The sequence below is a fragment of the Pseudomonas sp. FW300-N2A2 genome, assembly GCF_017351735.1.
Taxonomy (GTDB): Bacteria; Pseudomonadota; Gammaproteobacteria; order Pseudomonadales; family Pseudomonadaceae; genus Aquipseudomonas; species Aquipseudomonas migulae.
On sequence record NZ_JACNDU010000048.1, the window covers coordinates 1 to 25,513 of the forward strand.

At 62.3% G+C, this 25,513-nt stretch carries 22 protein-coding genes; 2 read left to right on the forward strand and 20 right to left on the reverse strand.

What is annotated here, in order from left to right; translation table 11 throughout:
* Positions 1-790: 790 nt before the first annotated feature.
* The 20 genes from J4E42_RS28210 to J4E42_RS28305 all read right to left on the reverse strand — a co-directional run bounded on the left by J4E42_RS28210 (position 791) and on the right by J4E42_RS28305 (position 23,437).
* The gene (locus J4E42_RS28210; RefSeq protein WP_008034033.1) at positions 791-1,648 is read right to left on the reverse strand and encodes a CsgG/HfaB family protein; all 858 of its coding nucleotides are present in this window, start codon (positions 1,646-1,648) and stop codon (positions 791-793) included.
* 30 nt (positions 1,649-1,678) lie between these two features.
* Positions 1,679-2,113: a curli assembly protein CsgF gene (locus J4E42_RS28215; RefSeq protein WP_207286686.1), complete on the reverse strand. Its 435-nt coding sequence runs from the start codon at positions 2,111-2,113 to the stop codon at positions 1,679-1,681.
* The gene (gene csgE / locus J4E42_RS28220; RefSeq protein WP_207286687.1) at positions 2,110-2,499 is read right to left on the reverse strand and encodes a curli production assembly/transport protein CsgE; all 390 of its coding nucleotides are present in this window, start codon (positions 2,497-2,499) and stop codon (positions 2,110-2,112) included. Before csgE ends, J4E42_RS28215 begins: the two co-directional genes overlap by 4 nt.
* Positions 2,496-3,035, reverse strand: a complete 540-nt coding sequence (locus tag J4E42_RS28225; protein WP_207286688.1) for a type II secretion system GspH family protein — start codon at positions 3,033-3,035, stop codon at positions 2,496-2,498. The genes csgE and J4E42_RS28225 overlap by 4 nt, the downstream gene beginning before the upstream one ends.
* Complete coding sequence (locus J4E42_RS28230) at positions 3,010-3,384, reverse strand: type II secretion system protein (protein ID WP_008034019.1); 375 nt, start codon at positions 3,382-3,384, stop codon at positions 3,010-3,012. Before J4E42_RS28230 ends, J4E42_RS28225 begins: the two co-directional genes overlap by 26 nt.
* 4 nt (positions 3,385-3,388) lie before the next feature.
* Positions 3,389-3,862 carry a type II secretion system protein gene (locus tag J4E42_RS28235; RefSeq protein WP_008043347.1) on the reverse strand — a complete coding sequence of 158 codons (474 nt, stop codon included), beginning with the start codon at positions 3,860-3,862 and terminating at the stop codon, positions 3,389-3,391.
* Positions 3,863-3,864: 2 nt separating this feature from the next.
* Entirely contained in the window at positions 3,865-5,703 is a 1,839-nt protein-coding gene (locus J4E42_RS28240) for a secretin N-terminal domain-containing protein (RefSeq protein ID WP_008043349.1), read from the reverse strand.
* Positions 5,700-6,218: a hypothetical protein gene (locus J4E42_RS28245; RefSeq protein ID WP_008043350.1), complete on the reverse strand. Its 519-nt coding sequence runs from the start codon at positions 6,216-6,218 to the stop codon at positions 5,700-5,702. Before J4E42_RS28245 ends, J4E42_RS28240 begins: the two co-directional genes overlap by 4 nt.
* Positions 6,218-6,766: a GspMb/PilO family protein gene (locus tag J4E42_RS28250; RefSeq protein ID WP_008043352.1), complete on the reverse strand. Its 549-nt coding sequence runs from the start codon at positions 6,764-6,766 to the stop codon at positions 6,218-6,220. Before J4E42_RS28250 ends, J4E42_RS28245 begins: the two co-directional genes overlap by 1 nt.
* The gene (locus J4E42_RS28255; protein WP_207286689.1) at positions 6,753-7,298 is read right to left on the reverse strand and encodes a PilN domain-containing protein; all 546 of its coding nucleotides are present in this window, start codon (positions 7,296-7,298) and stop codon (positions 6,753-6,755) included. Before J4E42_RS28255 ends, J4E42_RS28250 begins: the two co-directional genes overlap by 14 nt.
* Position 7,299: 1 nt before the next feature.
* On the reverse strand, positions 7,300-8,103 hold the full coding sequence (locus J4E42_RS28260) for a hypothetical protein (protein WP_008043355.1): 804 nt from the start codon (positions 8,101-8,103) through the stop codon (positions 7,300-7,302).
* A complete protein-coding gene (locus J4E42_RS28265) occupies positions 8,084-9,790 on the reverse strand; it encodes a GspE/PulE family protein (protein WP_008043357.1) in 1,707 nt (568 codons plus the stop codon). Before J4E42_RS28265 ends, J4E42_RS28260 begins: the two co-directional genes overlap by 20 nt.
* Positions 9,791-9,874: 84 nt before the next feature.
* Positions 9,875-10,408 (reverse strand): response regulator, encoded by a 534-nt coding sequence (locus J4E42_RS28270; RefSeq protein ID WP_008043360.1) that lies wholly within the window; start codon positions 10,406-10,408, stop codon positions 9,875-9,877.
* Between the two features lie 223 nt (positions 10,409-10,631).
* Positions 10,632-11,585, reverse strand: coding sequence for a peptidylprolyl isomerase (locus tag J4E42_RS28275; RefSeq protein WP_207286690.1), 954 nt, complete (start codon positions 11,583-11,585; stop codon positions 10,632-10,634).
* Between the two features lie 15 nt (positions 11,586-11,600).
* A complete protein-coding gene (locus tag J4E42_RS28280; protein ID WP_207286691.1) occupies positions 11,601-13,151 on the reverse strand; it encodes an ABC transporter substrate-binding protein in 1,551 nt (516 codons plus the stop codon).
* A gap of 9 nt (positions 13,152-13,160) precedes the next feature.
* The gene (locus J4E42_RS28285; protein ID WP_192418325.1) at positions 13,161-13,781 is read right to left on the reverse strand and encodes an SCO family protein; all 621 of its coding nucleotides are present in this window, start codon (positions 13,779-13,781) and stop codon (positions 13,161-13,163) included.
* Entirely contained in the window at positions 13,778-14,434 is a 657-nt protein-coding gene (locus J4E42_RS28290; RefSeq protein ID WP_207286692.1) for an SCO family protein, read from the reverse strand. Before J4E42_RS28290 ends, J4E42_RS28285 begins: the two co-directional genes overlap by 4 nt.
* Positions 14,435-14,447: 13 nt before the next feature.
* Positions 14,448-16,400 carry a YncE family protein gene (locus tag J4E42_RS28295; RefSeq protein WP_207286693.1) on the reverse strand — a complete coding sequence of 651 codons (1,953 nt, stop codon included), beginning with the start codon at positions 16,398-16,400 and terminating at the stop codon, positions 14,448-14,450.
* 312 nt (positions 16,401-16,712) lie between these two features.
* Positions 16,713-22,520, reverse strand: coding sequence for a manganese-oxidizing multicopper oxidase MnxG (mnxG, locus tag J4E42_RS28300; RefSeq protein WP_207286694.1), 5,808 nt, complete (start codon positions 22,518-22,520; stop codon positions 16,713-16,715).
* A gap of 308 nt (positions 22,521-22,828) precedes the next feature.
* Complete coding sequence (locus tag J4E42_RS28305; RefSeq protein WP_192228723.1) at positions 22,829-23,437, reverse strand: lytic transglycosylase domain-containing protein; 609 nt, start codon at positions 23,435-23,437, stop codon at positions 22,829-22,831.
* Positions 23,438-23,632: 195 nt separating this feature from the next.
* On the opposite strand from J4E42_RS28305, the gene gspG reads away from it, so the two are divergent.
* On the forward strand, positions 23,633-24,082 hold the full coding sequence (gene gspG, locus J4E42_RS28310) for a type II secretion system major pseudopilin GspG (protein ID WP_008043382.1): 450 nt from the start codon (positions 23,633-23,635) through the stop codon (positions 24,080-24,082).
* A 12-nt stretch (positions 24,083-24,094) separates the two neighbouring features.
* Complete coding sequence (locus J4E42_RS28315; RefSeq protein WP_008043385.1) at positions 24,095-25,282, forward strand: type II secretion system F family protein; 1,188 nt, start codon at positions 24,095-24,097, stop codon at positions 25,280-25,282.
* The last annotated feature ends 231 nt before the right edge of the window (positions 25,283-25,513 follow it).

Below are 25,513 nucleotides of genomic sequence, written 5' to 3' on the forward strand. Positions count from 1 at the left end.
GCAAGGCGAGCTAACGCTCGGCCTGATGAGTGGTGAAAATCAAAAGCAAATGCAGATCCCTGTAGGAGCCGGCTTGCCGGCGATGGCGGTGGGTCAGTCGACGCATTTATCGCCTGAAAGGACGCCATCGCCGGCAAGCTGGCTCCTACAAGGGAAATGCAGATGTGTATGGATGAATACGATCAACTGTAGGAGCCGGCTTGCTGGCGATAGCGGTGGATCAGTCAACGTATGTATTGGCTGGACAGACGCCATCGCCAGCAAGCCGGCTCCTACAGGGGGTGGGAGCATTCGTGGGTGAAGGGTCGGCTGCCAAGCCGCCTTCGCGAGCAAGCATCGCTCCTACGAAGAGCAAAGCAACGCACCCGCCCTTCACCACTCATCAGGCCGAGCGTTAGCTCGCCTTGCGCTTTTGATTTTGATCTGCCCGCCCCTTCGGGAGGCCGAGTGGAGGTTCTGCGCAGTGGGCAACCCGGCATGGATGCCGGGTTAGCCGCGCACGGCCATGGATGGCCGATCGCGGCGGGCCCACGGAGCAGGACCGGAGCGAGGGAACGCCGAGCCTTAGCGAGGGGCCGGACGCCGGGGCGAGACCTTTTGGTTCCTTTTGGGGCGTTTGCCAAAAGGGACTCGCCGTAAGGGCGAAACCATAAGTGGCCGTTACCGCAGGAATGGATATGTACACCCGAAAGAAAATGGTCCGCCATAAGGCCGCCATCGCCAGCAAGCCGGCTCCTACAGGGGTTCGGGTACATCCGCATGAACCAGGTCGGCCCGAAGGCCGCCTCGGTCACTCTTCTTCAGGCACCACCTTGTTCTGGGTCAGATACCGGTCAAGCGTCTCACCGCTCTCAGGCGAATTATCCCCCGCCACCTGCCACAAACGCCGCTCGATCCCCTGCGCCAGAAGATGCCCCACCGCCGCCTCGATCGCCGACAATACACACAACTGCGCCGGCTCGTTCGTGGTGTAGCCAACCTCCGCCTCAAGCAACTTCTTGAACTCGATAAACTTGAACACCCCGGCACTACGGCCCACGGAGTAAATCGTCTTGCTGGTCATCACATTAGCCAGCACCTGACCACTGCGCACATCCACCGCGCGCAGGTTCACCGTGACCTGATCCACCCGATACTCCCGGGAAATATCGATACCCAGGTAACGCGCCCCTTCCCCTCCGCTTTTCACATTGGTGTCGTACGCAATAATCCCGCCCTCAAGCATCATGTTCGCCGCTTGCAACGGCGGCAGTTCGCCCTGGATATTCACCGGCGTGTTCGGTTTTTTCTGCGAGGCGCGGATGATCTTGCGCTCGGTCAGCAGGTTCTGCAGCCCCTCCCGTTCCAGCACCACAAACCAGCCGCTGGCCTGCAACGCATCCATCAGCATGCTCGCCGCGCCTTGAGTGACACTGGTGGAAAAAGAACTGGCCGGGGTCGGTTTGTATTGCCCGGTCTGGTCGCGGAAACCGTACACCACCGCCATCAACCGGCCCTTGGGTCGTGGCATGTTGATCAAGTCGTAGTAAGTCGAAGCCCTCGGGGTCAGTGTCGGGGTTTCGGTGTCCTGCTCAGCCCCGATCGGCTCGCGCAGACTGCACCCCTGTAACGCCGCCAACATCAGCCCTAGCACCATTATTCTTTTCATATCCTTCCCTCCCCATCAACCCGGATCCCTTCAAGGGGCCAGGCCGCTCACCTGAATTTCGGAGACTTCACCGGTCGCTCGGTCGGTCACGACGATGGTCAATTGGCCGGAGTCGTCGACCACGTTGACGATAAAAGCGTCGGTGGTCAGGCTCCCGGTGTTGCCCGCGGAAATGTTGTCCAGCAACTGCCCGAGCAACCGCGACTGCAACTGACTGGAGAACCGCTCCAGCGCCGAAGTACCGGCCGCAGTGGTGCGTTTTTTCAAGTCAGGATCGTCGTAATCGTTTTGCGCCTGGGCGTTGTTGAGCAGCCAGGTCCCGTTCAGCGGGTTACCGCCAAACGAGGGGTTGATGGGCGTGTAGACCAGCTCGGTGGCCTGGACCAGGCCGCAACTGCCGAGCCCGACCAACCAGATGCCTGCCCTTGAAAACAGGCGGTGCTGCGAGAACGTTGTGGTTTTCATAGTTCGTCCCTCTCAAGGTCCGTTGTGTCCTGCAACAAGGCTTCCAGCTTGCGCTGGACGATCTGCCCGCGGACCCAGTCGGCGGCGTCATAGGCCTCTTCCTTGAGTTCCACGGTGTTCGGCGGCAAAAAACGCCGGTAAACCAGACGCTGCTGATATTCCACAGTGACCAGGGCGCCCCACCGCGCCGAAGGTCGTTCGCGTACCACCAGGTTGAAATCCATCGGGCTGGTGGCGCGCAGGCGTTCACTGAACGAGTTGTAAAAGTCGTGACCGATGTGCGAGATCGTGTCATCGACGATGAACCCCATCATTTCGTCCTCTTCGCCGGCCGTGGCGGCAGCAGACGCCAGCATCAGGATCACGGCCACGCAGAATCGATTCATGGCTGCAACGCTTCGGGCGATTGTGACTGGCCCTTGGCAGGTCCCGATGTGCCCTCGAGAAAGGCTTTTTCGGCCACGAACTGCCAGTCCTTGTAACTCGCCATACCGGCAAAATCCGACCACTGAGAGGGGAAGTCCGCCTGCTTGAGCGGCGTGTCCGTGGAGGCGCTGTTGAGGCCGGTGATGCGGCCGTCGAAACCGCGCATCAGGCTCCATTCTCCGCCGCCGATCGGGTCCGGATACAGCTGCCGGATATGGTGTTTTGGGCTGGGAAAACGCTCGTCCTGCAACAGGTCTTCCAGCGTTTTCGGGTATTGGGCCAGGCCTGGCGAACTGCGGTAGTAGCTGCGCAGCGCCTGGGCGTATTGCGTACCGACCCAGAGCAGCTGGCGCTCACGATCACGGCGCGAGAGGGTTGACCACAACTCGCCGGCAGTGGCCAGGCCCATGCCCATCAGCATGATCAGGAACAGCACGCCCAGGTAAGTGAAACCGCCCTCGTTCGAAGGTTTACCACTCGGAATAGAGGCTGCCATCACGCGCCCTCCCTGTGGCCCCGCTTTTGATATCGGCGACGCCACCCGGTACGCCATCCGGTGGTGCGACCATGACCCAAAGGTCCTTGCGTTCGGCAATCGGGTCCATCGGCGGGTTGCGCAGGTAGCGTTGTTCCACCAGTTGCTCAAGGGAATCGGGATAACGCCCGGTGTCGCCGTAGTAGTGATCCAGGGCTTCGCGCATCACCGACAGGCTCTGGCGCAGCGTGGTCTCTTTCGAGGCCTCGAGGCTGTTGAAATAACGTGGCAAGGCGATGGTCATCAGGGTTGCGATGATTGCCATGACCACCATCAGTTCCAGCAGGGTAAACCCCTTTTCCCGACGCATAAGCTCACCACTCCCGGTAGGCGATGCCGTTAAGCCCTTTGCCCCGCGCCTGGGAGTAAACGTCAAAGACGTCTTGGCCCTCACGCGGGTTTTGAGCCGTGCTGTCATAGGAGCGCAAACCCCAGCCGCCGTCGTCGTCACGCTTGACCGGCTTCAGCGGGTCATGGGGCACGCGCCGCAGAAAATAGAACTTGGCCCCCTTGGCGCTGCGCACATCGCGCACCCCCTCCACCAACACTTTCAGGTTCGGCGGATAGCCGCTGCTGTTCAGGGACTTCTCGATGTAACCGGCGTCGAATGCGCGTTTGTACGCGTCGATGGCATCGCGAATCTGGTACAGCGCGGTGCGCAGTTCCTGCTCTTTGCCCCGGCGCACCACAGTCTCGGTCAGCGGCGCGGCCATGCCGGCCAGCAAGCCGATCAGGGCCAGCGTCACCACGACTTCGATCAGGGTAAAACCGCGTTGCGAGGCGCTCATGATCAAGGCTTCTCGATAAACACTTGAGTGGTTGAGGCCGCCACCGGCCGATCGATGTGCTCGTTCTGAATGGGCGGTTCCATCTGCCGGTCCGGTGCCTGAATGCGCATGCTGGTTTCGGTGCCGGTCGGGAATTCCATGTCCGACGGGCTCTGGTACGGCAGGTTGCGCACGATCCGTGGCGTGATCGACAGCACCAGTTCCGATTTGCTGACGTTGTCCTTGTTGCTGCCGAACAACCGGCCCAGGCCAGGAATGTCGCCAAGCCCCGGAATCTTGTTGCCGGTGGCGCCATGGTCGTTGCGCATCAGGCCGGCGAGAATCTGGGTTTCGCCGTCATGCAGGCGCAGGGTGGTCTGGGCGTTACGGGTATCGACCTGCACCGGAATCGTGCCCTGGCGGGTCGGTTCCAGTGGCGTGGCGTTACTCACTTCCAGCGCGATTTTGATTGCCACTTCGTTGTTCAGGTGCACGGTCGGCTGCACTTCCAGCTTCAGACCGACGTCCAGGTAGGTGACGCTTTCGGTGATCACCGGGCCTTGGGTCGACGGCACCGACGTGGCGCTGATGATCGGCACGCGCTGACCAATGTGGATGCGCGCCTGCTCGCGGTTGCTGACACGAATCACCGGGCTGGCCAAGGTGTTGATGTCGTTGTCCTGGGCATTGATCTTGGCTTGCGGCGAAGGCGAGATGGTGATCCGGCTGGAGTCGATGCCTTTCAATTGATCGAGAATCTGCACCGGCGAACCGTCGCCGTTGACCACGCCGAAGGTGTTCGGCCATTGCAGGCCGAGGTCGAGAATCCGTTGGGTGGCGACCTCCATCACCTCCACTTCCAGCACCACTTCGGGGTTGGACTGGTCTTGCGATTGCAGGAGTTTTTCCGCCATGCGGATCGCGTCCTCGGAGTCGCGCATGGTCAGGGTGTTGAGGCGCTCATCGACAAACACGTCGCGGGTCTTGAGCATGGTTTTGATCATGTTCAGCGCGGTGTTGGCATCGATACTGGTCAGGTAGAAGGTGCGCATCACCAGCTCCTGGTAATCCTTGAGCTTTTGCGGTGAGTCCGGGTAGATCAGCAAGGTGTTTTCGTTCACCACTTTCTGATGCAACTGGTTCTGTTGCAGCAGCAGTTCCACAGCGTCTTCGATGCGCACGTCACGCACGAATATCGTGGCTTTCATGTCCGGGCGCAGGTCCTTGTCGAAGATGAAGTTCAACCCGGCGACCTGGGACAGCACCTCGAAAATGGTTTTCAGGTTGGCGTCGCGAAACTCCAGGGTCACGGGCCGTTCCAGGCGTGTGCGCAGTTGTGGGTACTGGATGACGTTGCGGCTCTGGACCAGACGGATGTTGCTTTGCAGTTCCAGGGCGCCTTCATTTTTCGGGTCCAGTTCGAGGATCTGTTTGACCTGACGGTCGGCCCCGTAGATGTCGCCGCGACGCAAGTCGCCACGGGCCAGCTCGAGCTTTTCATCGAGGCTGCGCATGTAGTCGAGCTGGCGCATTGCATCCTGGGCGCGCCGGTTGTTCGGCTCGATGGTCAGCACCCGGTTGTAGCTGACGCGCGCGGCGGCGAAGTCCCGGTGCGAACGGTCGGTGTCAGCCTCGGTCAACAGCGCGGTAATCGCCTTGGCGTGGGCGGAGTTGCGGGCCAGGTGCAGTTCGGTATTTCGAGGGTTTTCCCGCAGCCCTTCTTCAATACGCGCCAGGCCGGCCTCGTATTGTCCCTGCTCGATCAGCTCGGACGCTTCCTTGTTGGCGACCTGGGCAGAACTGCACGCCACCAGCCCGGCACACGCACAGCAAAAGCTCATCAGCAAACGGGATCTATTCATGGCGTGCTCCCCATAGACAAGGTCTGGGACAAATGCAAAGGCAGGTAGACGAAGCTCAGTTCCACATCGGAAATGCCCACGATCCGCCAGGTTTCGTCGATCACATCCCCTTTGCGTACGACGTATATTTTTTCTCCGCTCAACAAAAACACTTGCTGGTCTGAACGATCATCCATGCGCCCGATAAACTGGAAAGGCATTGGCGGTGCACTGGGGACGGTCACCACCGGGGTCACGTTGACGGGTTGTTCGGTGACGCTGGCGAGCGTCGGTTCAGCCTTCCAGCTGCGGGCGGCGAACAGGTCGCCCGCCGGGCTCAAGTCCTTGATCACAGCGGCTTTGCCGGTGGCTGGCGCGGCAGGCAGGGCACCGCGGGTTTTGCTGTTGGCCGCCGTGGCCACGACGGTGACGGCCGCCTCGCCGTCGTCCGCCGACATCCAGTAATCAGGCAACCAGGCCAGCCCCGCCGCTACGCCGAAGAACCCCACCCACCCCGCTACGCGTTTGGTATTCATCATGACCTCGACAGGTAGAGGGTCATGCGGATCCGCCCGGTCAGGTCGGTGTCGGCGATCTTTTTACGCTGGAACTCCACGTCCTCCACCACCACCGCCGGCAACTGACCGAGCAAGGCATGCAGGAAGCGCCGCAGTTGCGGGTAGCTGCCACGTACCGGCAGCAGAATCTGATAGCGCGCCAGATGGGTCTTGGGGTCGATGCCCAGAGCATATTCACCGCGTGCCAGGGTGATGTGTTCCTGGGCCGCCAACGCGTAGATCTTGTCGATCGCCACCGTGGCTTGCGGCTGCGAAGGCAGCTTGCTGCGGAAATCGTCGAGCTGACGTTGTGGCACCACCGGCGCGGCGACGCTGCCGTCTTCAACCCTGGCCAGGTATTCACTGGCTTCGCGGGTCTGTTGGCTGAGCTGTTGCAGCGACTGCCAGTCCGGCATCAAGCCCGCCAGGCCATAGACCGATGCCAACGCCAGCAGCGCCATCCCTGCCAGACCGGGAATGCCCAGGCCTTGCAGGTATTCGTGGACGATCAGTCTAGGGATTTGCATCGCCAATCTCCCAGGTAGCCGACAGGTTGAATTGCACCGGGTGCTCGGGCACGTTGGCCACGATTTCGTGGCTCAGCAGCGACACATCGGACAGCTCGTCGCTGGCCTCGAGGTTGCGGTGGAAGTCGAGCATGGCGTCGAGGTCTTTCGCCTCGGCGCTGATCCGCACCTGGCCTTTGCGCGCATCGGGGGTCAGGGTCAGCAAGGCGATATCGCCCCGGGGCATGGCTTCGAGCATGGCGAACAGGCGCTCCCACGGCCGGCGCAGTTGCTGCGAGACCTTGCGCATCTCGGCGAGGTTTTGTGCCTGCTCGCGGATTTGCGCCGGGCTCAGGCTGACCGTGCCGCCATCGTCGCCGGTGAGGACACGCTGGGCGGTTTGCAGATGACCCTGTTGTTGCGCGGTCTGATCACTGAGGTGTTGCTGAACCAGCACGCAAATCAGGCTCAACACCACGCCCACGGCCAGCAGGCTCCAGCCCAGAGGGCCCGAGCGGCGGCGCGGCTGAAAGTCGAGCATCAGGGCGCGCATGTCAGGCCACCGCCCGGGACATGACGTACAAGCCATCGCGTACGGTTGTCCGGTCTTCTTCAAGGGTGCGCAAGTGCACGCCGGGAATGTCGGGTTGCACATCGATACGCGCGGGCGCATGCAGGTAAACGTTCAGTGGCCGCTCGCTGGTGGAGGCCTGCAATTGGCTTTCACGACCGATCAACGCGGTCAGTGCGGCGTCGCTGTCGCCGGTGCCCACCGAACGCACCGAGGCCCAGCGGCCTTCCCGGGCCAGCAGCAATACGCTGCGTACCGGCTCGGCGACCACGAACAGGAAGTCGCCGGTATCGAGGCTTTTATCGAAGTGGTTGAACGCCGTCATCAGGTACGGCTGCACCGAACGCAGGCGCAGGCCCCGGGCGCTGACCAGGGTGCGCAGACGCGTCAGCAAATCCTGTGGCAGTGCGCTGGCGACCCGGTCGTAGCCGGCCGGTTCCGGCGAGAGCACCAGGCTCCAGGGTTGCGTCGGCACGCCATAAAGGTCTTCAAAGCAAAGCCGGGCAAACCCGAGCAATTCGTCCGGGCTGCTGATCTGTTCGCTCCAGGGCACCAGGCAGAAACGGCTGAAGTGCCCGGAAATCACCACGCTCAACTCGGCACCGGCGTGGGTGTGATCGGCCAGCAGATGATCGAGGGTGTCCAGCGCCACCGCCCAGGCGTGGAAGCCTTCGTCGATAAAACCGACGCTGCCCAGCCACAGGGTTTCGCTGCCACGACGCTGGGCGAGGCCGACGCCACTGGCGCCGAGCACGGCGATAAAACGATCACGAGACAAAAGTGACACGATTGATCTCCTCGAGCGTGGTGCGCCCTTCCTGAACCAGTTCCAGCGCCGACTCGCGCAGCAGACGCAAGCCACGTTTGCACGCATGGGTTTTGATTTTCGAAATCGGTTGGCGCTCGACGATCATCTGCCGCAGCTCGTCGTCCAGGTGCAGCAGCTCGGCGATCGCCGTGCGCCCGCGATAACCGGTGCCCCGGCAATGCCCGCAGCCCTTGCCGTGAACGAAGTGGAAGTGATCGACGTTGTGGGGGTCGAGACCCGAAGCGAGCAGTTCCTCATCGGTCGGGGTGCACGGCGCGCTGCAACTGGTGCAAACCAGGCGGATCAAGCGCTGCGCCAGCACGGCATTGAGCGCCGAGACGAGGCTGTAGGGATCGATTTCCATCTGGGTGAACCGGCCGATGACATCGAACACGTTGTTGGCGTGGATCGTGGTGAACACCAGGTGGCCGGTGAGCGCCGATTGCACGGCGATTTGCGCGGTGTCGGGGTCACGGATTTCACCGACCATGATCTTGTCCGGGTCATGACGCAGGATCGAGCGTAAGCCACGAGCGAAGGTCAGGCCTTTCTTTTCATTCACAGGGATTTGCAGCACGCCCGGCAACTGATATTCCACCGGGTCTTCAATGGTGATGATCTTGTCCACGCCGTGGTTGATCTCGGTGATCATCGCGTACAGCGTGGTGGTCTTGCCGCTGCCGGTGGGGCCGGTCACCAGCACCATGCCGTAGGGTTCAGCGGCCAGCCTGCGCAGTTGACGCAAGGTTTCGTCTTCAAAGCCCAGGGCCTGCAACTGCACACCGCAGACCTTGTCCGCCAGGTCCTGTTTGTCGAGCACCCGCAGCACCGCGTCTTCACCGAAGATGCTCGGCATGATCGAGACCCGGAAGTCGATCTGCCGGCCACTGATGCCGATCTTGAAGCGACCGTCCTGAGGCACGCGCTTCTCGCCGATGTCCAGTTCGGCCATGACCTTGACCCTGGAAATCACCTGCTCGGCGAACTCGCTGCCCTGGATCTTGCTGATGTTGTTGAGCACGCCGTCGATGCGGTACTTGATCACCAGGCCGCTGCCGGTGGTGCCCAAATGGATATCGCTGGCGTGCATTTTCAAGGCGTCGTATAGGGTCGAGTTGACCAGTTTGACGACGACGCTGGCGTCTTCGCTGATGCTGGTCAGAGACAGGCTTTGCAGGGTGTCGGTTTCGATGTTGGCATCGGCCTGGGCGTTGAGCGATTCCACCGCATGGAAGCTCTCTTCGTGACGTGCCAGATAGGCTTTCAGGTCGTCGGCATGCACCAGATACAGGGGCGCACCGTGCAGGCAGTCATCGATCCAGGCCAGGCGCGACGTGTCGAACGGATCGGCGAACACGCCGATGATCTCCTCGTCGTGGCGCAACAGAATGAATTCGCGCTTGAGGCATTGGGCCAGGGTGACCCGGTCGAATACGGGAGTGGACTTGAACAGGTTGTCGGTGTCGAGCACCGGATAATGCAGGGTGGCGCCGAGGCACTGGATGAAGGGCATGGGGGCCAGTTCGCACAACACCCCGAGGGCTTCGAGCATCCGCTCACCGGAACTGGCGGCCAGTGATCGGGCCTGGGCCAATTGCTCACTGGAAAAGCGCGACGGTACGGATTCCAACTGCGCCGGTTCGACGGCAAGGGATAGACGGTCCATGGCTTGCTCTCCAACGCCGGGGGCTTTGAGCCCTGTCGACGCGGCGAGCAATTACGGCGGTTACCGCAACGGCTGGTCGCGCCACTACTCCCCGGTGAGCAATTGTTCGTCGTCTGGTGCCTTGGACGTCGAGGGATTGCGTCGACGATCCGCCAGCACCCAACTGCCGTCGTACAACTGCAGCGGGAAACTCTCGGTCCTGCTCTGGCGTCGTTCGACAAACCCCTCGGATGTGCGCGCGCCTGCTTTGGGTTCGCGCTCCATCCCCAGAAGGTCACAGACTGCACGGGCCAGTTCCGCCATTGGAAACGGTTTGAACAGGATATGGCTGACTCCCACCTGCCGGGCCCGCTCACAGACTTCAGCGGTCGGGTGCCCGGTAATCAGCACAAAATGACAGTTCCTGTTCCGGCGGATGGCATCGAGCACCTCAAAGCCTTCCATATCGGGCAAGCGGTAATCGAACACCATCACATCGGGTGCAAACTGCTCGGCTTCGCCGATAGCCGCCGCACCGTCATGTGCAACCCGGACGTCCAGTGCTTGCGCCTCAAGGTAATCCTTGAGGTTTTGTGCAAGAAGCTGTTCGTCATCGACAACCAGTACTTTGTTTAACAAGGTGGACTCCTTGAAACCGCAGGCCCGAGTTCCGAACCTGGCAGAGTGCTCGCCTTACCGAGGCTAACGCACACTTCATGCCAGGCTGGGTGCTGGGTGTTTCACCACTGCATGTGTTTGATTTTCATAAAAAAGCCTTTCCGCCCAAATACACCGCCCCCCCAAAGGCGGGGGCGCACACGGAATTGCCCTGAAGCTTTTCCCCACTATTGGGGGGGAACCTTCATTCATCGTCAATTCGTTCGATTCGATTACGCGATCGCAGTTGCGCCAAAACCTGCAGGCGAACCTGAGCCTGTTGCTGTCGATCGAGGTACGCCCTGACCATCTCAAGCCCTTGCACCTCTGTGACATCGGTCACCTCCCTGTGGTTCTGCACCTGGATCAAGTGCCAGCCCAGTGCCGTGCGAACCGGCTCACTCACCGCGCCCGGTGCCAGGGCAAAGGCTGCCGCTTCAAACGCTGGCAGCATGCGTCCACGTGGAAAATAGCCCAGATCTCCGCCCTCACTCGCCGAGGCATCTTCGGACCCCGTCCGGGCCACGCTGGCGAAGTCCGCGCCCTGGCGGATTGTCGCCTGCATGTGCACCAAGCGTAGCCGCGCCGCTTCGACTGTGGCGGCATCGGCGTCCTGGGCAACCTTGATCAGGATGTGCCGCGCCTGCACCGCTTCGGGCTGGCTCATCTGCGCGCGATGTTCTTCATAGAACGCGCGGACCTGTTTTTCGTCCGGCCCCTCGACGCTGGTCAGCTCGGCAAACACCTGCTGAGCCGCGAGTTCACGGCGGGTGTATTCGACAAAACCGGCCTCGTCGAAACCCGCGTCTTCCAGGCGCCGAGCGAATTTCTCGGCACCGCCAATGGCCTGCCGGGTCTGTTCAACCTGGCGTTGCACGGTGGCATCGCTGATCACCACTCCACGCTTGACCGCTTCCTGCCACAGCAACTCGCGGTCGATCAATGCGTCCAGCGCCTTTTGCCGAAGTTGCTTGTACGCCTTGGGATTACGAATGCTGCCCAGCGCCCGGCCCTGGTCCTCCAGGTACTCGGCAAAATAGCGTTCGAGGCGGAACTGGGAAATCTCCTCGCCATTGACCCGCGCAGCGACCGGGCCGTTGCTGGCGAACGCCACCGGCAGCCATAGGGTCAGCAGGATCAACAGAGTCTTGAACGTCATGATCGAGGCCTCCGGTCAGGGTTTTGCGGTAATGGGCTTGTAAGGGGCGACCAGGTAGAAGCGCTGGTCGGGCAAATCCACGGTGACGATATGCGCGCCGCTCAAGCCCAGTCGCTGGCCCGGCCCGAAGTTGAGGCGCGGGGTCAGCCCGGTGTCGAAGTCATGCAGGCCTTCCAGCGCATAGATCAGCTTCTCGCGGCTGGCGTCGCGCCCGGCCTGCTTCATGCCTTCGCTGAGCAACAGCATCGAACTGAACGCGCCGACTTGCAGCACCGCGTGCTGGCCACCGAGCCCCTGCTGTTCGCGTAACTGGATCAGGGCCAGGCGCCCGGCCAGGGTCCAGTCGCTGGGCACGAACGGATAGGACAAGAACAACCGCCGGGAAAAACCACTGGGCACTCGCAAAAGGTCACCCGCCACCTGATTCGCCATGGCGAACAGGTAAGGAACCTGCCCCGCCCTCTGCAACCTTTCGGCGAGCAGGCTGAAATCGCTACCGCAGCCCAGGTAAAACAATGAGCGCGAGCCCAGCGGCAGTTGGTCCTTTACCGGGTCGTAGGCCTGCAGGCTGACATTTTGCCAGGCGTGATCTTGCAGATACTGACGCAGGGTATGAGCCGCCAGTCGTTGACCGGGATCGTCCGTGTAGGTAATCAGCGTCGGGCCTTGGAGTACGCGCAAACTCCCGGTGGCGTAATCGGCCAGGGCGATCAGTTGCTCGCGCACCCCTGGCATCGGTTCAAAAATCTGTCGACTGCTCTGCGCCGTACCCTGCAACGAGAGCGGACCAATCAACGGAATGCCCGCCTGCTCCAGACGCGAAACCAGTTGCGTGTCGAGTGCCGGCGCCAGTGGCGCGATCAGGGCAAACACCTGCTCCTGATAGATCAACTGATCCAGCGCCCGCCCGGCACTGACAGGGTCTGGCCCCGGGTCGAGGATCGTCAGGCGCACCTGCCGGCCATGAATCCCCCCCGCCTTGTTGATTCGCGCCACGCTGCCTTTGAGTACCGCCGCCACCGTCGCGCCCTCTTCCGCCAACGGTCCCTGACTCGGCAACAACGTGCCTAGGTGCAGGCTGTCAGGCGTCAGGCCGGGGTCGCGCTCATCAGCCAGGCGTTTGAGGTAGGCCGTGAGGTTGCGCTGATCCTTCATCGATAGCACGAACCGCGGCATCGCCGGGTCGAGGCGATTGTTGGCGGAATCGCGCCCCTCCTGAATCGCCCGGGCCAGGGTGCCGTCGGTGTACGCCGGGTAGTTGCGGCCGTTGACGTGCCGTTGGCCATAGGTGCTGGTCAGCCGCGACCAGCTCAGATCGGGTGGACGCACCCCGCCCTCGGGCCGGCCCAGGCCATCGGTGCCGTGGCAGTTGGCGCACGGCAGGCTGGTGGCCGGCAGCAACATGCCCGTCGCCCCGATACGCGCCATGATCGGTTCACCGCTGCCCGACACGCCCTCGCGGTACAGCCGTTTGCCGGCACTTTCGTCAGGGTTCAAGGGCAACGTATCGGCAGCGCAATGAAGATTGCCGATCAGGAACAGGCCGAGGATCAGGGAGATTTTCATGGTGCGGGCTCAGCGACCGGCCACGGGCATTGTCAGCAATTGCAAGCGCTGGGCAATGGCGGCGGCCGGGGCATCGGGGCGGATTTTGCTCCAGCGTTTGTTGGCTACGTCGCCCACAATCAGTTGCGTTGAATGTTGCTCGGGAGTCGGCACGATCTGGCCGATGCGCCCCAGCACCAGATCCATTTGCGCCTTGTCGCCAGTGAGAAAAAGCCAGTGGGGGCCATTGACGCCCTGCTTCAAGGTGTAAGCCTTGAGTACCGCCGGGGTATCCCGCAGCGGATCACTGGTAAGGGAGATAAAGGTAATCCCGTCTGCTTTATCGCCCAGCAACTCACGCACTTCCTTGAGCTTGCGAGTGATCAGCGGGCAGGCATCCGTGCAACTGGTGAAAATCACGTTCAGCAGCACCACGCGGTTATGCAGCGCGTCGCTGTAGAAGCGCAGGGTCTCGCCGTTCTGGTCCTGCAACGGCGTGTCGGTGAACCAGGTTTTAGCATCGCGCGTGCCGCTCGCCGGTTGCGCGCTGGCCACGACGGGAGCGGGTTCTTCATGCCCTTCGTGAGCGAAGGCCAACGAGCTGAAAATCCAGAAGCACAGGCTCAACGCAACCCAGTCGATGACTCTCATGGTTGCTGCTCCATGGCAATGGCGGTGTGTTTGGCGTGGCTGTTGCGCTGGCCGCTGAGTTTCTCCACTTCACGGGTCAGTACGGTCGGGTCGGTGAAGCCGTAATAGCGCGTCCAGTGGCGGCTGTTGCCGTCGCCGACGAGGATCAGCGGCTGGTGGTTCTTGAAGTCGCCGCTGAACGTGCCGAGGCCTTTGAGGGTGGCGTCGATCGATTGCGCACTGCCGGTCAGCCAGCTCCAGCCCGGACCGTTCTGGAAGCTGCGGGCGTAGGCGTTCAGGCGCTTGGCGTCATCGCGCTGCGGGTCGATGCTGATCGATACCAGTTGCACCTCGGTGCCCACCCGCGCGCCCAGCTGTTTCTGCACTTTGCCCATGATCGACGAGACCACCGGGCACACCGTGGTGCAACTGGTGTAAATGAAGCTCATGACCACGATTTTGTTGGTCACCAGATCCTTCTCCAGACGCACCGGCTTGCCGTTCTGGTCCACCAGCGCGACGTCGGCGAACTTGACCTGGGCGCTTTCCGACCGGGCGGCTTTGGCCGGCATGTCGTGCCCGGCGTGTTCATCCGCCGAGTGCGCCAGGGCTTGCCCCACGCCGACGGTCAACAGGCAGAACGTCAGCAGTCCACGGTGTGCGAATCGGTTCATGTCAATTTCCTCTTCAACGGGCATCGCCGGGCAGGACCCGAACGCTGGCAAAGGTCTTGTCATCGAAATTCGCGCCAAGGGACGCCGCACGCACGTGCAGGTACCAGGCGCCGTTCTGGTCGAGCGTCACTGGGGCTTCGTAGATTCCGTTGCCGACCTCAAGGGCCGCGACTTCACGAGCCCGCGAAGTCGGGGCGCGGAAGTAGCGCACCTGCACGTCTTTCACGCCGCTGCGCTGGGCTTTCTGTTGGCCCTCAACGATGCGAAAGCGCACGGTGTACGGGCTGCCGAGGGCGGCGGTGGCGTTGTCGAGCAGGAATTCGACTTTCGGCACGCCGGGGTGTCGGCTGAGGCGGGTATCCGGCTCAACCAGCGTCGTGAAGCAATGGATGATGTTCGGCTGGTTGAGCAGGAACGCCACATCGAAACGCCCGGCCGGCGGCAGTTTGACCCGCGCGCTGTACAGCCCCGGCTCGACTTCGCGCAGGCTGCGGTCGATGACCATCGCCGCCCGCGCCACTTGCCCGCGATTGGGGTAACCGGACATCGGTGCGTTCATGCCTTCGGCGTAGAAATAGGTGGTGTTGTCCACCGGGTTGACCACAAACACCGCGTTGTCGTCCCGCGATACCGCAAGGCTCGACGCCAGCGGCAAATCGCCGGCCAGCCGTGGCGCCTGGGGCCCGGCTTCGAAACCCTGGCTGATCGGCTGGCGACCTTCGCCGAGCGACGACAGGTTGATCATCGTCACCTTGGGCGACGCCAGCCCGCGCACATAGGCGTAAGCCTTGGTGAACACCAGTTGATACGGTTCGGCGGACACGTCCAGTTCATGGACCAGCGAATCGGTGGCGGTATCGATCACGGCCACCTGGTTTTCCAGGGTGTTGAGAACGATGCCAAATCGACCGTCGGCGCTGAAACCCATCGGGCCCAGGCCCTGTTTCATCTTGATCACCCGGCGCACGTCGAGGCTGGCGGTATCGACCACGGTCACGGTGCCGTCCTTGCCGTCGGCGACATACACCGCCTGGGACAGCGGCGAATACGCCACCGACAAAGGACGCGAGCCGGTCTTGAGTTGCTTGCTGAGGGTCAGGCTGGCGATGTCGATGATGCTCAGCGTGCCGTCGTCGCGGTTGGTGATGAAGGCAAACCGGCTGTCCTTGCTGAAGGCAATTTCGTGATGCCCGGCGCCGGTGGCCAGGTGTTTGAGCGGTTTCAGGCTTTGGCTGTCGATCACGGTGACCCCGGACGCTTCGGCCTTCGGCGCATTGTTGCCGACCCACAGCAGGCGCTCGTCCGGTTGCAACGCTACGCGCACCGGGTGGGTGCCGGCGGCCACCGAGGCGATCAACTTGAACTGCTCGCTGTCGATCACCGCCACTTCGCCGGCAGTGGGCATGGAGATGAATACGCGTTTGTTGTCCTTCGGTGTGACCCAATCCATCGGCGGCCGCTTGAGGTCGATGCGGGCCATGGTGCTGGTGATGCCGCCCACCGAGACCGACGGATCGACCACGGAGACACTGGCATCACGGTTCATCACCAGCAGGAAATAGCTGTTCAGGTCGAGCAGCGGCCGTGCGCCGATGCTCGATTTCAGGAACACCCCGACCCGGGATTTGCAACTCCGGTCACGGCCCTGGGCCAGGTCGGCGGCAACGGTTTCCGGGTCCAGCCAGGCACCGGGATTGACGCCGGAAAGGGGTTGGCCCGAAGCGCTGTCACTGACCCGGAAGAGCACGTCGGCAAACTCGCCTTCGCGCAGCACACCGTCCTCGGCCAATGGCTGCATTTGCAGGGTTACGGACACGCCGTCACGCTCCAGCGTCTGACCGCTCCAGGTGTCCGGTAGCGCTATCTCGCTGAGCATGTCGGGCGGAGTCGTGCGCCAGACGCCCAGCCAGATCAACGCCAGCCCGACAACCAGAGCACAACCGGCAATTGCAGTGGTCCTGTTCATGTCACCTTCTCCCCTTACAGATCTGCGCCTGTCTTGCGGCCGCCATCGCTGGCAAGCCAGCTCCTACACTTCGAACCCTGTAAACCCAATCCCTTGTAGGAGCCAGCTTGCTGGCGATGAGGCCCTTACGCCTTGCATCAATCCACGGCCGCCATCGCTGGCAAGCCAGCTCCTACAATTTGCCCTGTGCGAACCCGATCCCTTGTAGGAGCGAGGCTTGCCCGCGAAGGCGTCATCCGCCATACCACCTACAACCGAGGTGTCCCCTTCGCGAGCAAGCTTCGCTCCTACAGGGCTGGTGTCGCACAACGTCTACGGTGCCGGTTCAGGTTCGTTGGTCACTCGCAACAAGCCCCAGAGCCCGGCGGTATTGCCGTAGGCGCCGTAATCGCGGAACAGGTAGTCGCCCGGTATCGCGTTGCTGCCCCCGGCGCTCGGGTGCATGAAGCTGAAATGCGCCGCCGGCAGGATGCTTTCGTGGGCGCCGATGTACATCGACATCGGGTTGAACCCGAACCGCACCGAACCCACGCCTGGTGTGCTCATCGGATAACCGCCGGTGTCGCTCTTCTCCGACTGGAACGGGTTGACCGACCAGACGTGACCGTCCAGCTGGAACGTCGTGCCGCGGCTACCCCCGGATGGCATCAGGATGTGCGTGCGGAACGGTTGCCCCGGTTTCACATACAGCACCGGCGTCTGCGGATCGCCGCCCACCAGCGCATTGCTGTACGCCATGTGCGCGTTGGGCACGTCGCCGTAACCCGCGCCGTCGGCATGACCGAACGGCGCATCCGGCGCCAGGCCGAAGCGGAACCATATCGGCTCGGACTTGTAGTTGATGGCCATGCTTGAGTTGTCCTGCGGATCGGTCGGCACACCGAGGCCTTCGGCAGCGATGCCTTCCACCGGCCGACCATTGGCCCAGCGAATGTTCAAGGCTTTCTGCCAGACCATCGCAAAGTCGCGGTAAGGGGTCTGCCCCGGTGCGGTGACCGTCGCCGTGACTTTGCGCGCGTCGTCCACCCAGGTAGCACCGACCGGCAGGATGCTCATCGCGCCACCCAGGCCTTTCTGCGGTTGCTTGATCACGTCCGCCGGGGTGAAATTCAACCCGCCGAACTCCACGGCCGTGGCGTTGATGTTGTCGACGTTGCGGCCCAGTTGAGTGATCGGTTTGCCTTCGCGCTCCAGGTGCCCGGCGTAGTACTGATACGTACGGGTCGGGTAGGCGCCGCTGTTGCCAACCCGCGGTGGCACGGTCTGGATCGGGTTGGCGCCGACGTTGGTACCGTCGGATTTGGTGATGTCGTACGCCAGCAATTGCGCGTGCAGGCCCACGTGGCTGGACGGCCGCATCAGGTTGTTGCTGAAGGTGGTCGAGCCCTGTCCGCTGTTGCGATCACGTTTGACGATGCCTTGCATCACCGCCGTCTGGGTCAGGTCCGGCATGACCATGGGCAGACGGTTTTCCAGGGTGATGTTGATGCAGTCCCCCGCCGTTGCGCGCAGCACCAGCGGTTCGACAGGCACACCGGGTTTTAGCTTGCCGGTGACCGTGTCGAGGTCAGACTTGCGCACGTAAATGATCGCGGTCGGGTCATGCAGCGGACCGCTTTGCCCGCCGATGGTGATGGTTTCGCCATCTTCCGGATCAGTCACGGTGACCTGCGGGATATTGACCACCCGCGAGTTGTACACCAGGGTGCCGCCTGCCGGATTCAACGGCCCGCCGACATGCTGGCCGATGCCCGCCGGATCGCCGAGGGCCAGGTTCAGCGGATTGCCAAGAATGTCGTTGGCCAGTGCCGCGACCACTTCATAGTTGCGTTGCACGGTCGGCCGAGTGCCGATGCCGTTCGGGTTGGCGCTGATCCGTGGGCAGGTACCGTCGAACGCCACGGTGTTGCGCATCCCCGCCGGTTTCGGGTTGTTCGGCAGCGCGAACAGATCGCTGCGCTGGGCCGTGTAGTTGCGCATCACGCCCCAGATTCCGCTCCAGTAACCTTCGAGGGAGGCGTCCATCGAGTACAGGTAATCACCCGTGGTCGCCGCCGAGCTGGACAGCATCGAGACCGGCGCAATGAAGCCCATCTGCTCGGAGATCCCGATCATTTGCGACGAGCGCCAACCCGAGTTGGAGCTGTTGCCGTAACCGGAACCGCTTTGCAGCCACTTCACCCCGTGCAGGGTCACGTTGTGCTCTTCTTCGTGACCGCCGGCATGCACCCGCAGCCGCACGTTGTCACCGGTGTAGGTACGCAGCATCGGCGTGAACGGATCACCCGGTTCCGCGCCGCCACGGTTGATGTGCGGCGGGAACAAGGTGGTGCCGCCAGTCGGGCCGGTGGCGGCGGTGATCAGGTTCGGCGCCTGGTTCATCGCCGGGATCGCGCGGTCGGTGCGGCTTTGCATGGCGTACGCCAGATCGCCGCCGAGGCCGTAGGCCTGCATGCCGCGCTTGCCGTCAGGGCCGATCTTGTAGGGGTCGTATACCCGCAGGGCCAGCGGTTCGTTGCGGTAGTTGACCACGAACATGCCGGGGTCATCGACCGAGATCGCTTGTGGGCACGGCCGGCTCGGGCAACCGGGGACCATACCGCCCTGCACTTCGAGAATGCCGTCCAACAGGGTGCTGGCGTTGTTGCGCACCGGCGGATTGATCGCGTAGCGGAAACTGTCCGCAGTGGCCGGGAACGCTTGTGGATTTGGCACCCCATTGGGACCCGCGCCCACGTACACACCGGCTTCATAGGCATGCTGGAAGTCGCTGTATTCGAGGAAGAATTCACGGAAGCTGTCGTTCTTGCCGTCGCCGTCCAGGTCGCCGGTGGACACCACGGCTTGCCACGAAGTCGGCCCGCCATCCTGGCGCGCGCCGCTGTACAACGGCTCGCCGGTTTCGGCGTGGAACCAGGTGGAACCGGCCGGTTCAGCCAGCACGGTGGCGTACAGACCAATCTGCTGGTGAGTCGATGGCCCGAGATGATCGTGGGTGAAAATGGTCCCCAGGCCACGATCGACGCCTTTGCTGTTCACCACCGGGTCGGCAAACCAGCGCTGCATCGCGGTGCGCGCCCCGACCCAGTCGGCCCGGCCAAACTGGCCGAAGTACGGGTGGTTTTTAGCTTTCGGGCAGGCCGGTGTGCCGTCACGCGGGTCAGTGCCCTGGCATTGGTTGAACTCGCGGATGGCGTGGATGCGTTCTTGCACCGCACCGGGGGAAAGTACGCCGTCTTCGTAGTTCCAGCCGTTGGCCGAACCGTCCGCCGCCGTCAGGTCCCATTTCGGCAAGTGAATGTGCTGGCCGATCACGTCAGTCGGCGTGCGCACCTGATAGTCGTCCATTTCATAAGTGGCCGGCACCAGGTTGGTTTGCTGGTATTGCACGCAGTCGAGGGTGTTCATGCGCATCACCAAAGGCTCTGGCGGACGCTGCTTGGTGATCACCGGCCAGGCGTCTTCCCACAGGGCCAGAATGCGCGCTTGCGGGAAGTGGTAGCCGACCTTGTTGTAGACCGCGTCGAACTGGATGTTCGCCGCTTTGTAGACCCGTGGCCGGTCAGCCGTGAAGGTCGAGGCCCCGCTGAAGGACATGCCGTCGAGCCGTTCGCCGCTGAAAAACTCGCCCATGCCGGCGCTGCTGGTCAGGCGTTTTTGCCGGTCGTCCATGCACGGTTCGTAGAAAGGCGCACCGGCGACTGGCAGCGCGCCGTTAGTGCGGAAGGCGCGTGCGACGATTTGATTGCCGGGCAGCACGGCGAAGCTCGGGTGGTCTTTTTTCGCGTGGAAGGCCATGGCCGCCTGTTCGACTTCGGTGCCCTCTTCCGGCAGGTAAAGCGCTTTGGCGCGGGTCACTTCCTTGGAGAAATCCAGCGAGGTGGTCACGGTGTTCGCCTCGCCACCGGCAGAGAAACCGTCCAGGGAATGGCGTCCCAAACCGCCGTCCCAGCCACCGGACTGCGCCGGATCGAGGTTGGCCCACAAGGCATTGCCGCTGGTTTTCAAGGCCTGGGCCTGGGCCGCGTCGAGCATGTCCAGCGGTGGGGTTGGTGGACGTTGGCCGACCGAACTTTCCATGCCGCCGATCCAGAACGGATATCCAGGGTTTTTCAGGCTGCCGTCGGTGTTGCGGTTGGCGTAGCTGCGGTCAACCAGCGCCAGGGAGCCAATGGCCTGGGCGCCACCGCTTTGCTCACCGTCGCCGTCTTCATCATCATTGCCAGCCACCAGGGTCTCGCCGACTTTCGGCACGACCACGACCTTGCCCGGCATCGGCGCCATGGCTTTGCCCGGTAGCGGCACGACCGCTGGAATCGGCGTGCCGGCAATGATCTCGCCATCGGGCAAGGCCCGGGCGCCAGCGGCTGGTTTACCGCTGCGCAGTGCATAAGGTTCGCTGTGATAACCGTCGGCGCCCTGCTGGGACACCTCAAGTCGGGTGCCTTCTTCAAACACGTCATGCACCCGCCACATGCTCCACATGCCTTGGGCGAAGTGCGGATAGAAGTGGCAGTGATAGATCGCATCACCGGCGACGCGATTGCGGTTGCCCGACCCGCCGTTGGCGATTTCATAGGTGTAGCCGGCGCCCGGCCCGATGCCTTGGGCGTCGACATAGTCAGAGTTGTCGTCGTTGGGATTGAACAGCCACTGGTGACCGTGCAGGTGGAAGATGTGTTGTTCGTGGCCGTTGTGGGTGTTGCGGAATTTGACGAAGTCACCGATGTAGCTGTGGTTGACGTTGGACGGCTCGGATGGATACAGCGCCATCGTCGCCTTGACCCCGACCTGATCGGCGCGTGGTGTTTCGCCCGGCCGGATGCTTTCCAGACCGGCGTTGGCCGGTACGTCCACCAGCATCGCCACGTCGCCGACGGTGTGCGAGCTGAGGAAGAATTCTTCATAGGCGCAGGACAGGCAATCGTGCATCGGCCCGACGCCTAACCGGTTGGCCACCACTTCGGCACCCATGCCGCCGGAGCCGTAGTTGATCATGAACGAATCGCGGGTCGGCTCCAGCACATGGGCCATGACCGGGTCTTCCCAGTACGCGGGGAATGCCTGGGTCGCGGCGGTTTCATCCTGGAATTGCGAGGCGAAATCGCGGAACGGTTCCAGCCGGTTAGGCAGCGCCGGGTTGCGTTTGCCGATGGCTTCCAGCGGATAGGTCGACGGCGGGAAGCTGCCGTCGGCGTAGCTGCCCATGACGATCGCATCGCTCTCGCTGGAGATGATTTCGTTGCCGTCGACCATGTTGATGATCGGCGTGCCGGCCTTGCCTTCACGAATCCACGGTTCACGCTGCGGGTAGCGTGCCTGGTAATCGACAATCGGTTGACCGGCCGGCGTGCGGCCAGTGCTGGCGAGGCGCATTTCTTCTTCGGTCACGGTATTGCGATAGGTGCGGCCGCCCTTGGGCACCACCACCACTTCGCCGAACAGGCCATTGGCGACGTTGCCCGCATCGCCTTCACCACCGAACGTTGCACCGCGGCTGCTGGCGGCGAACGCTCCTTCACGCTCGGCGTACAAGGTGTAGGAACGGGTCGCGCCGGGGGCGACCAGCGTATTGGGGTTGCGTCCGGTGTAGGCCGAAATGTCGTCAATGCTGTTGACCGCCTGCAGACCGTTGACCTGAAAGCCGACGTGGCGGTCGGTGACCTGCTCATCGACCTTGAACTGCTCCGCGTTGCCGATTTCTACCTCGCCCTCGATTTCCCCCTCTTCTTCCTCGCCGCTGTCGTGGCTGCCAGGGTTGGCCTGATAGGCCAGCAGGTTCTGCAGATTGATGGTCAGGCAGTCACCGGCGGCAACGCGCAACACCAATGGACGCGGACGCTTGTCGGGCCGCAGCGAAACCTTGCCCGGCACCGCTGCGCCACCGTAGGCCAGGGACACATTGTGATCGTCGACCACATCACGACGCAGGGCGAACATCATGCCGTTGGCGTTTTGTGCGCCGAGGCGGTTGAACATGAGCGGTTGATCCAGCGCCACGACGTTCGCCACCAGATTTCGTTCACAACGCACGGCGGCTTCGGCCAACTCGATGCCAAACAGGGGTGCAACAAGCAGCAGCAAGTTAACCAAATGATGAGCGTGGGGAATGCCGGTCATAATCACGGGCCTCGCTTTGGGTACTCACGGGAATGATTCTCGACAAATCCCTTTGAGCAATCCGCATGCCATAAATTTTTTTGTTATTTTTCAGCTAGCTACGTAAACGACTTGATAAGTCGGGGGATATTCCCCACCCAATCCCCACCATTCGGGTTGCCCTCTGATTCCACCAAGACGCCCACACTTGTAGGAGCCGGCTTGCTGGCGATCGGATTTGTGGACAGGTGGTGATTGTGAAAATGCCTTCGCCGGCAAGCCGGCTCCAACAGATGAATGTGTTGCCCCACATGTGGGGCCATCACCCATCACAGCGGCGCATCCACGGCCAGGCCTTGCAAGCGGCGATATTGGCGCAGCACGCTCGGCACATAACGGCGGGTTTCAGCGAACGGCGGGATCACCCCGCCACGGCTCAGCACGGCTTGCGGCCCGGCGTTGTAGGCCGCCACGGCGAGCGCAATGTCGTTGTCAAACAGGGTCATCAGGCGCTTGAGGTATTTGGCCCCGCCCTGAATGTTGGCCTTGGGGTCATAGACGTTGGTCACGCCCATTTCCCGGGCGGTGTCGGGCATCAATTGCATCAGCCCGCCAGCCCCCTTCGATGAGGTCGCGCCGGAGTCATAGTGGGACTCGGCCTGGATCACCGCATGCAACAGCGCCGCCGGTAATTGATTGGCCTTGGCGGCCGCCGAAACCAGCTCGGCATAGGGTTGCCGGGCAATCATCTGTGGCTGTTGATCAAGGCTGACCTGCGCCGATTCAGGCTCGCGGATCACCCGTTCATAGGTACGGCCGGGGCGGTGGACATTGGACAAAACGTAGCTGCCCTTGCTGTCCACGGAAACGAATACATCGGCCTGAGCTGTGCCTGCCAGCAACATGCAGCCGAGCAGTCCAGTGGTGAGTGTTTTCATTATTCTGTCTCCCCTGACCGGCCCCGAAAAATGGGGCTATTGCCCCAATGACCGGTAGTGAACCAGCCATACGCAAGCACTGTGCCGTAAGCGCGAAGGCCAGTAATTCAGGGGTTGCGGCAGGATGTCCGGGGGTGAGCATGGCAATTGCATGAGCCTCTGTGGCGACCCTTCTGCCGACTGTGTGAGGTCATCATGAATCATCGTCTGTGTTGTGCCCCGCGTAACGGCTCACCGCGAGCCCAGCGCGGGTTCACGTTGCTCGAACTGTTGGTGGTGCTGGTGGTGCTGGGGTTGTTGGCCGGCATCGTCGCGCCGAAGTATTTCGCCCAACTCGGCCGCTCCGAAGTGAAGGTGGCCAAGGCGCAAATCGAAGGCCTGGGTAAAGCGCTGGATTTGTACCGCCTGGAGGTCGGCCATTACCCGTCGACCGAACAGGGTTTGCAGGCGCTGGTCACCGCGCCCAGTGACGAAACCCGCTGGACCGGCCCCTACCTGGCGAAAAAACTGCCGCAGGATCCGTGGGGCCGCAATTACACCTACCGCTACCCCGGCGAAAACGGTGAATACGACCTGTTGTCCATGGGCAAGGACGGTCAACCCGGCGGCGAAGGCGAAAACGCCGAAATCACCAGTTGGCAGTGACGGGAGGCGAGCATGCGCTTTCATCTCAAGGCCGTCGGCAAGGCTGGCGTGGTCTCGATGACGGTCGAGGCCCATGGGGACAGCGAAGCCCGACGCATTGCCGAAGACCAGGGCCTGCGGGTCGTCAGCCTGCAAGCCGAAAAGCACTGGCGGGCGTTGCGTCTGCAAAAGCGTGAGACGTTCAACCTGGTGCTGTTCAGCCAGGAGCTGACCACCCTGCTCAACGCCGGCCTGCCGTTGATCGATGCGCTGGAAAGCCTGGCGGAAAAAGAAACCGCGCCACAGGCCCGCAAAACCTTGAGTGAACTGGTACGCCTGCTTTATGAGGGCAAATCGTTCTCCCAGGCGTTGGGTCAGTTGTCAGCGGTTTTCCCCCCGCTCTATGTGGCCCTGGTGCAGTCCAGCGAGAAGACCGGCGCGGTGGGCGATGCGCTGGGCCGCTATGTCAGCTATCGCCAGCGCATGGACGAGGTTCGACAGAAGATCGTCAGCGCATCGATCTACCCCATGCTGTTGCTGGTGGTGGGAGGTGGCGTGGTGCTGTTTCTGATGGGTTACGTGGTGCCGCGCTTCAGCCTGGTGTTCGAAGGGCTGGGCAATAACCTGCCGTGGCTGTCACAAGTGCTGATGAACAGCGGGATGTTCCTGCATGCTCACCAGGGCGAATTCTTCGGCACCTTGGCGGCGGTCGTCGTCGCCCTCGCCTTCCTCCAGCGCCAACCGGCCTTTCGTCGGGGCGTGGACCGGGTGATCGAAAAACTCCCGGCAGTCCATCAACGCATCTTCATGTACGAACTGGCGCGCTTCTATCGTTCGTTGGGGATTCTGCTGCAGGGCGGCATCCCCCTCGTCACCGCCATGGGCATGGTCCGTGGCCTGCTCACCGCGGCCTCCCGCGTGCGCCTGGACCAGGCCTGCGAGCGGGTGCGCGAGGGGCAATCGCTGTCGACGGCGCTGGAGCTCAATCACCTCGTGACGCCGGTGTCCCTGCGCTTGCTGCGTGCCGGCGAGCAGTCCGGCAACCTCGGACAAATGATGGAACGCAGCGCGGATTTCTACGACGAAGAAATCAGCCGCTGGATCGAATGGTTCGTACGCTTGTTCGAACCCTTGCTCATGACCTTCATCGGCCTGTTGATCGGGGTCATCGTGATCCTGATGTACATCCCGATATTCGAACTGGCCTCGAGCATTCACTGACCCTGGGGCAGGGTCGACTCGTACCGTTCATCGTTCATCGACGTTGCCACTGAATAAACCGGAACGTTGCAGTGTTCTCCCACTGAATCGAGCAGCAAGTTGCATTGTTCATCAACGTTCCAACCTGAATAAAAAGACGGAGAACGACATGCACATCAACAAGCTTTTACTGGCAGTAGCTATTGGCGCGGTTTTGTCGGCGTCTACCGTATTGATTCCGGACAGCCTGTC

Excerpts from the sequence above, each read along its gene's own strand:
- J4E42_RS28245 (WP_008043350.1), bottom strand. The coding sequence starts at position 6,218 with ATGAATACCAAACGCGTAGCGGGGTGGGTGGGGTTCTTCGGCGTAGCG.
- J4E42_RS28280 (WP_207286691.1), bottom strand. The coding sequence starts at position 13,151 with ATGAAAATCTCCCTGATCCTCGGCCTGTTCCTGATCGGCAATCTTCAT.
- J4E42_RS28305 (WP_192228723.1), bottom strand. The coding sequence starts at position 23,437 with ATGAAAACACTCACCACTGGACTGCTCGGCTGCATGTTGCTGGCAGGC.
- J4E42_RS28295 (WP_207286693.1), bottom strand. The coding sequence starts at position 16,400 with ATGAACAGGACCACTGCAATTGCCGGTTGTGCTCTGGTTGTCGGGCTG.
- J4E42_RS28285 (WP_192418325.1), bottom strand. The coding sequence starts at position 13,781 with ATGAGAGTCATCGACTGGGTTGCGTTGAGCCTGTGCTTCTGGATTTTC.
- J4E42_RS28225 (WP_207286688.1), bottom strand. The coding sequence starts at position 3,035 with ATGGCAGCCTCTATTCCGAGTGGTAAACCTTCGAACGAGGGCGGTTTC.
- mnxG (WP_207286694.1), bottom strand. The coding sequence starts at position 22,520 with ATGACCGGCATTCCCCACGCTCATCATTTGGTTAACTTGCTGCTGCTT.
- csgE (WP_207286687.1), bottom strand. The coding sequence starts at position 2,499 with ATGAATCGATTCTGCGTGGCCGTGATCCTGATGCTGGCGTCTGCTGCC.
- J4E42_RS28240 (WP_008043349.1), bottom strand. The coding sequence starts at position 5,703 with ATGAATAGATCCCGTTTGCTGATGAGCTTTTGCTGTGCGTGTGCCGGG.
- J4E42_RS28265 (WP_008043357.1), bottom strand. The coding sequence starts at position 9,790 with ATGGACCGTCTATCCCTTGCCGTCGAACCGGCGCAGTTGGAATCCGTA.
- J4E42_RS28250 (WP_008043352.1), bottom strand. The coding sequence starts at position 6,766 with ATGCAAATCCCTAGACTGATCGTCCACGAATACCTGCAAGGCCTGGGC.
- J4E42_RS28315 (WP_008043385.1), top strand. The coding sequence starts at position 24,095 with ATGCGCTTTCATCTCAAGGCCGTCGGCAAGGCTGGCGTGGTCTCGATG.
- J4E42_RS28235 (WP_008043347.1), bottom strand. The coding sequence starts at position 3,862 with ATGAGCGCCTCGCAACGCGGTTTTACCCTGATCGAAGTCGTGGTGACG.
- J4E42_RS28215 (WP_207286686.1), bottom strand. The coding sequence starts at position 2,113 with ATGAAAACCACAACGTTCTCGCAGCACCGCCTGTTTTCAAGGGCAGGC.
- J4E42_RS28210 (WP_008034033.1), bottom strand. The coding sequence starts at position 1,648 with ATGAAAAGAATAATGGTGCTAGGGCTGATGTTGGCGGCGTTACAGGGG.
- gspG (WP_008043382.1), top strand. The coding sequence starts at position 23,633 with ATGAATCATCGTCTGTGTTGTGCCCCGCGTAACGGCTCACCGCGAGCC.
- J4E42_RS28290 (WP_207286692.1), bottom strand. The coding sequence starts at position 14,434 with ATGAACCGATTCGCACACCGTGGACTGCTGACGTTCTGCCTGTTGACC.
- J4E42_RS28275 (WP_207286690.1), bottom strand. The coding sequence starts at position 11,585 with ATGACGTTCAAGACTCTGTTGATCCTGCTGACCCTATGGCTGCCGGTG.
- J4E42_RS28255 (WP_207286689.1), bottom strand. The coding sequence starts at position 7,298 with ATGCGCGCCCTGATGCTCGACTTTCAGCCGCGCCGCCGCTCGGGCCCT.
- J4E42_RS28230 (WP_008034019.1), bottom strand. The coding sequence starts at position 3,384 with ATGCGTCGGGAAAAGGGGTTTACCCTGCTGGAACTGATGGTGGTCATG.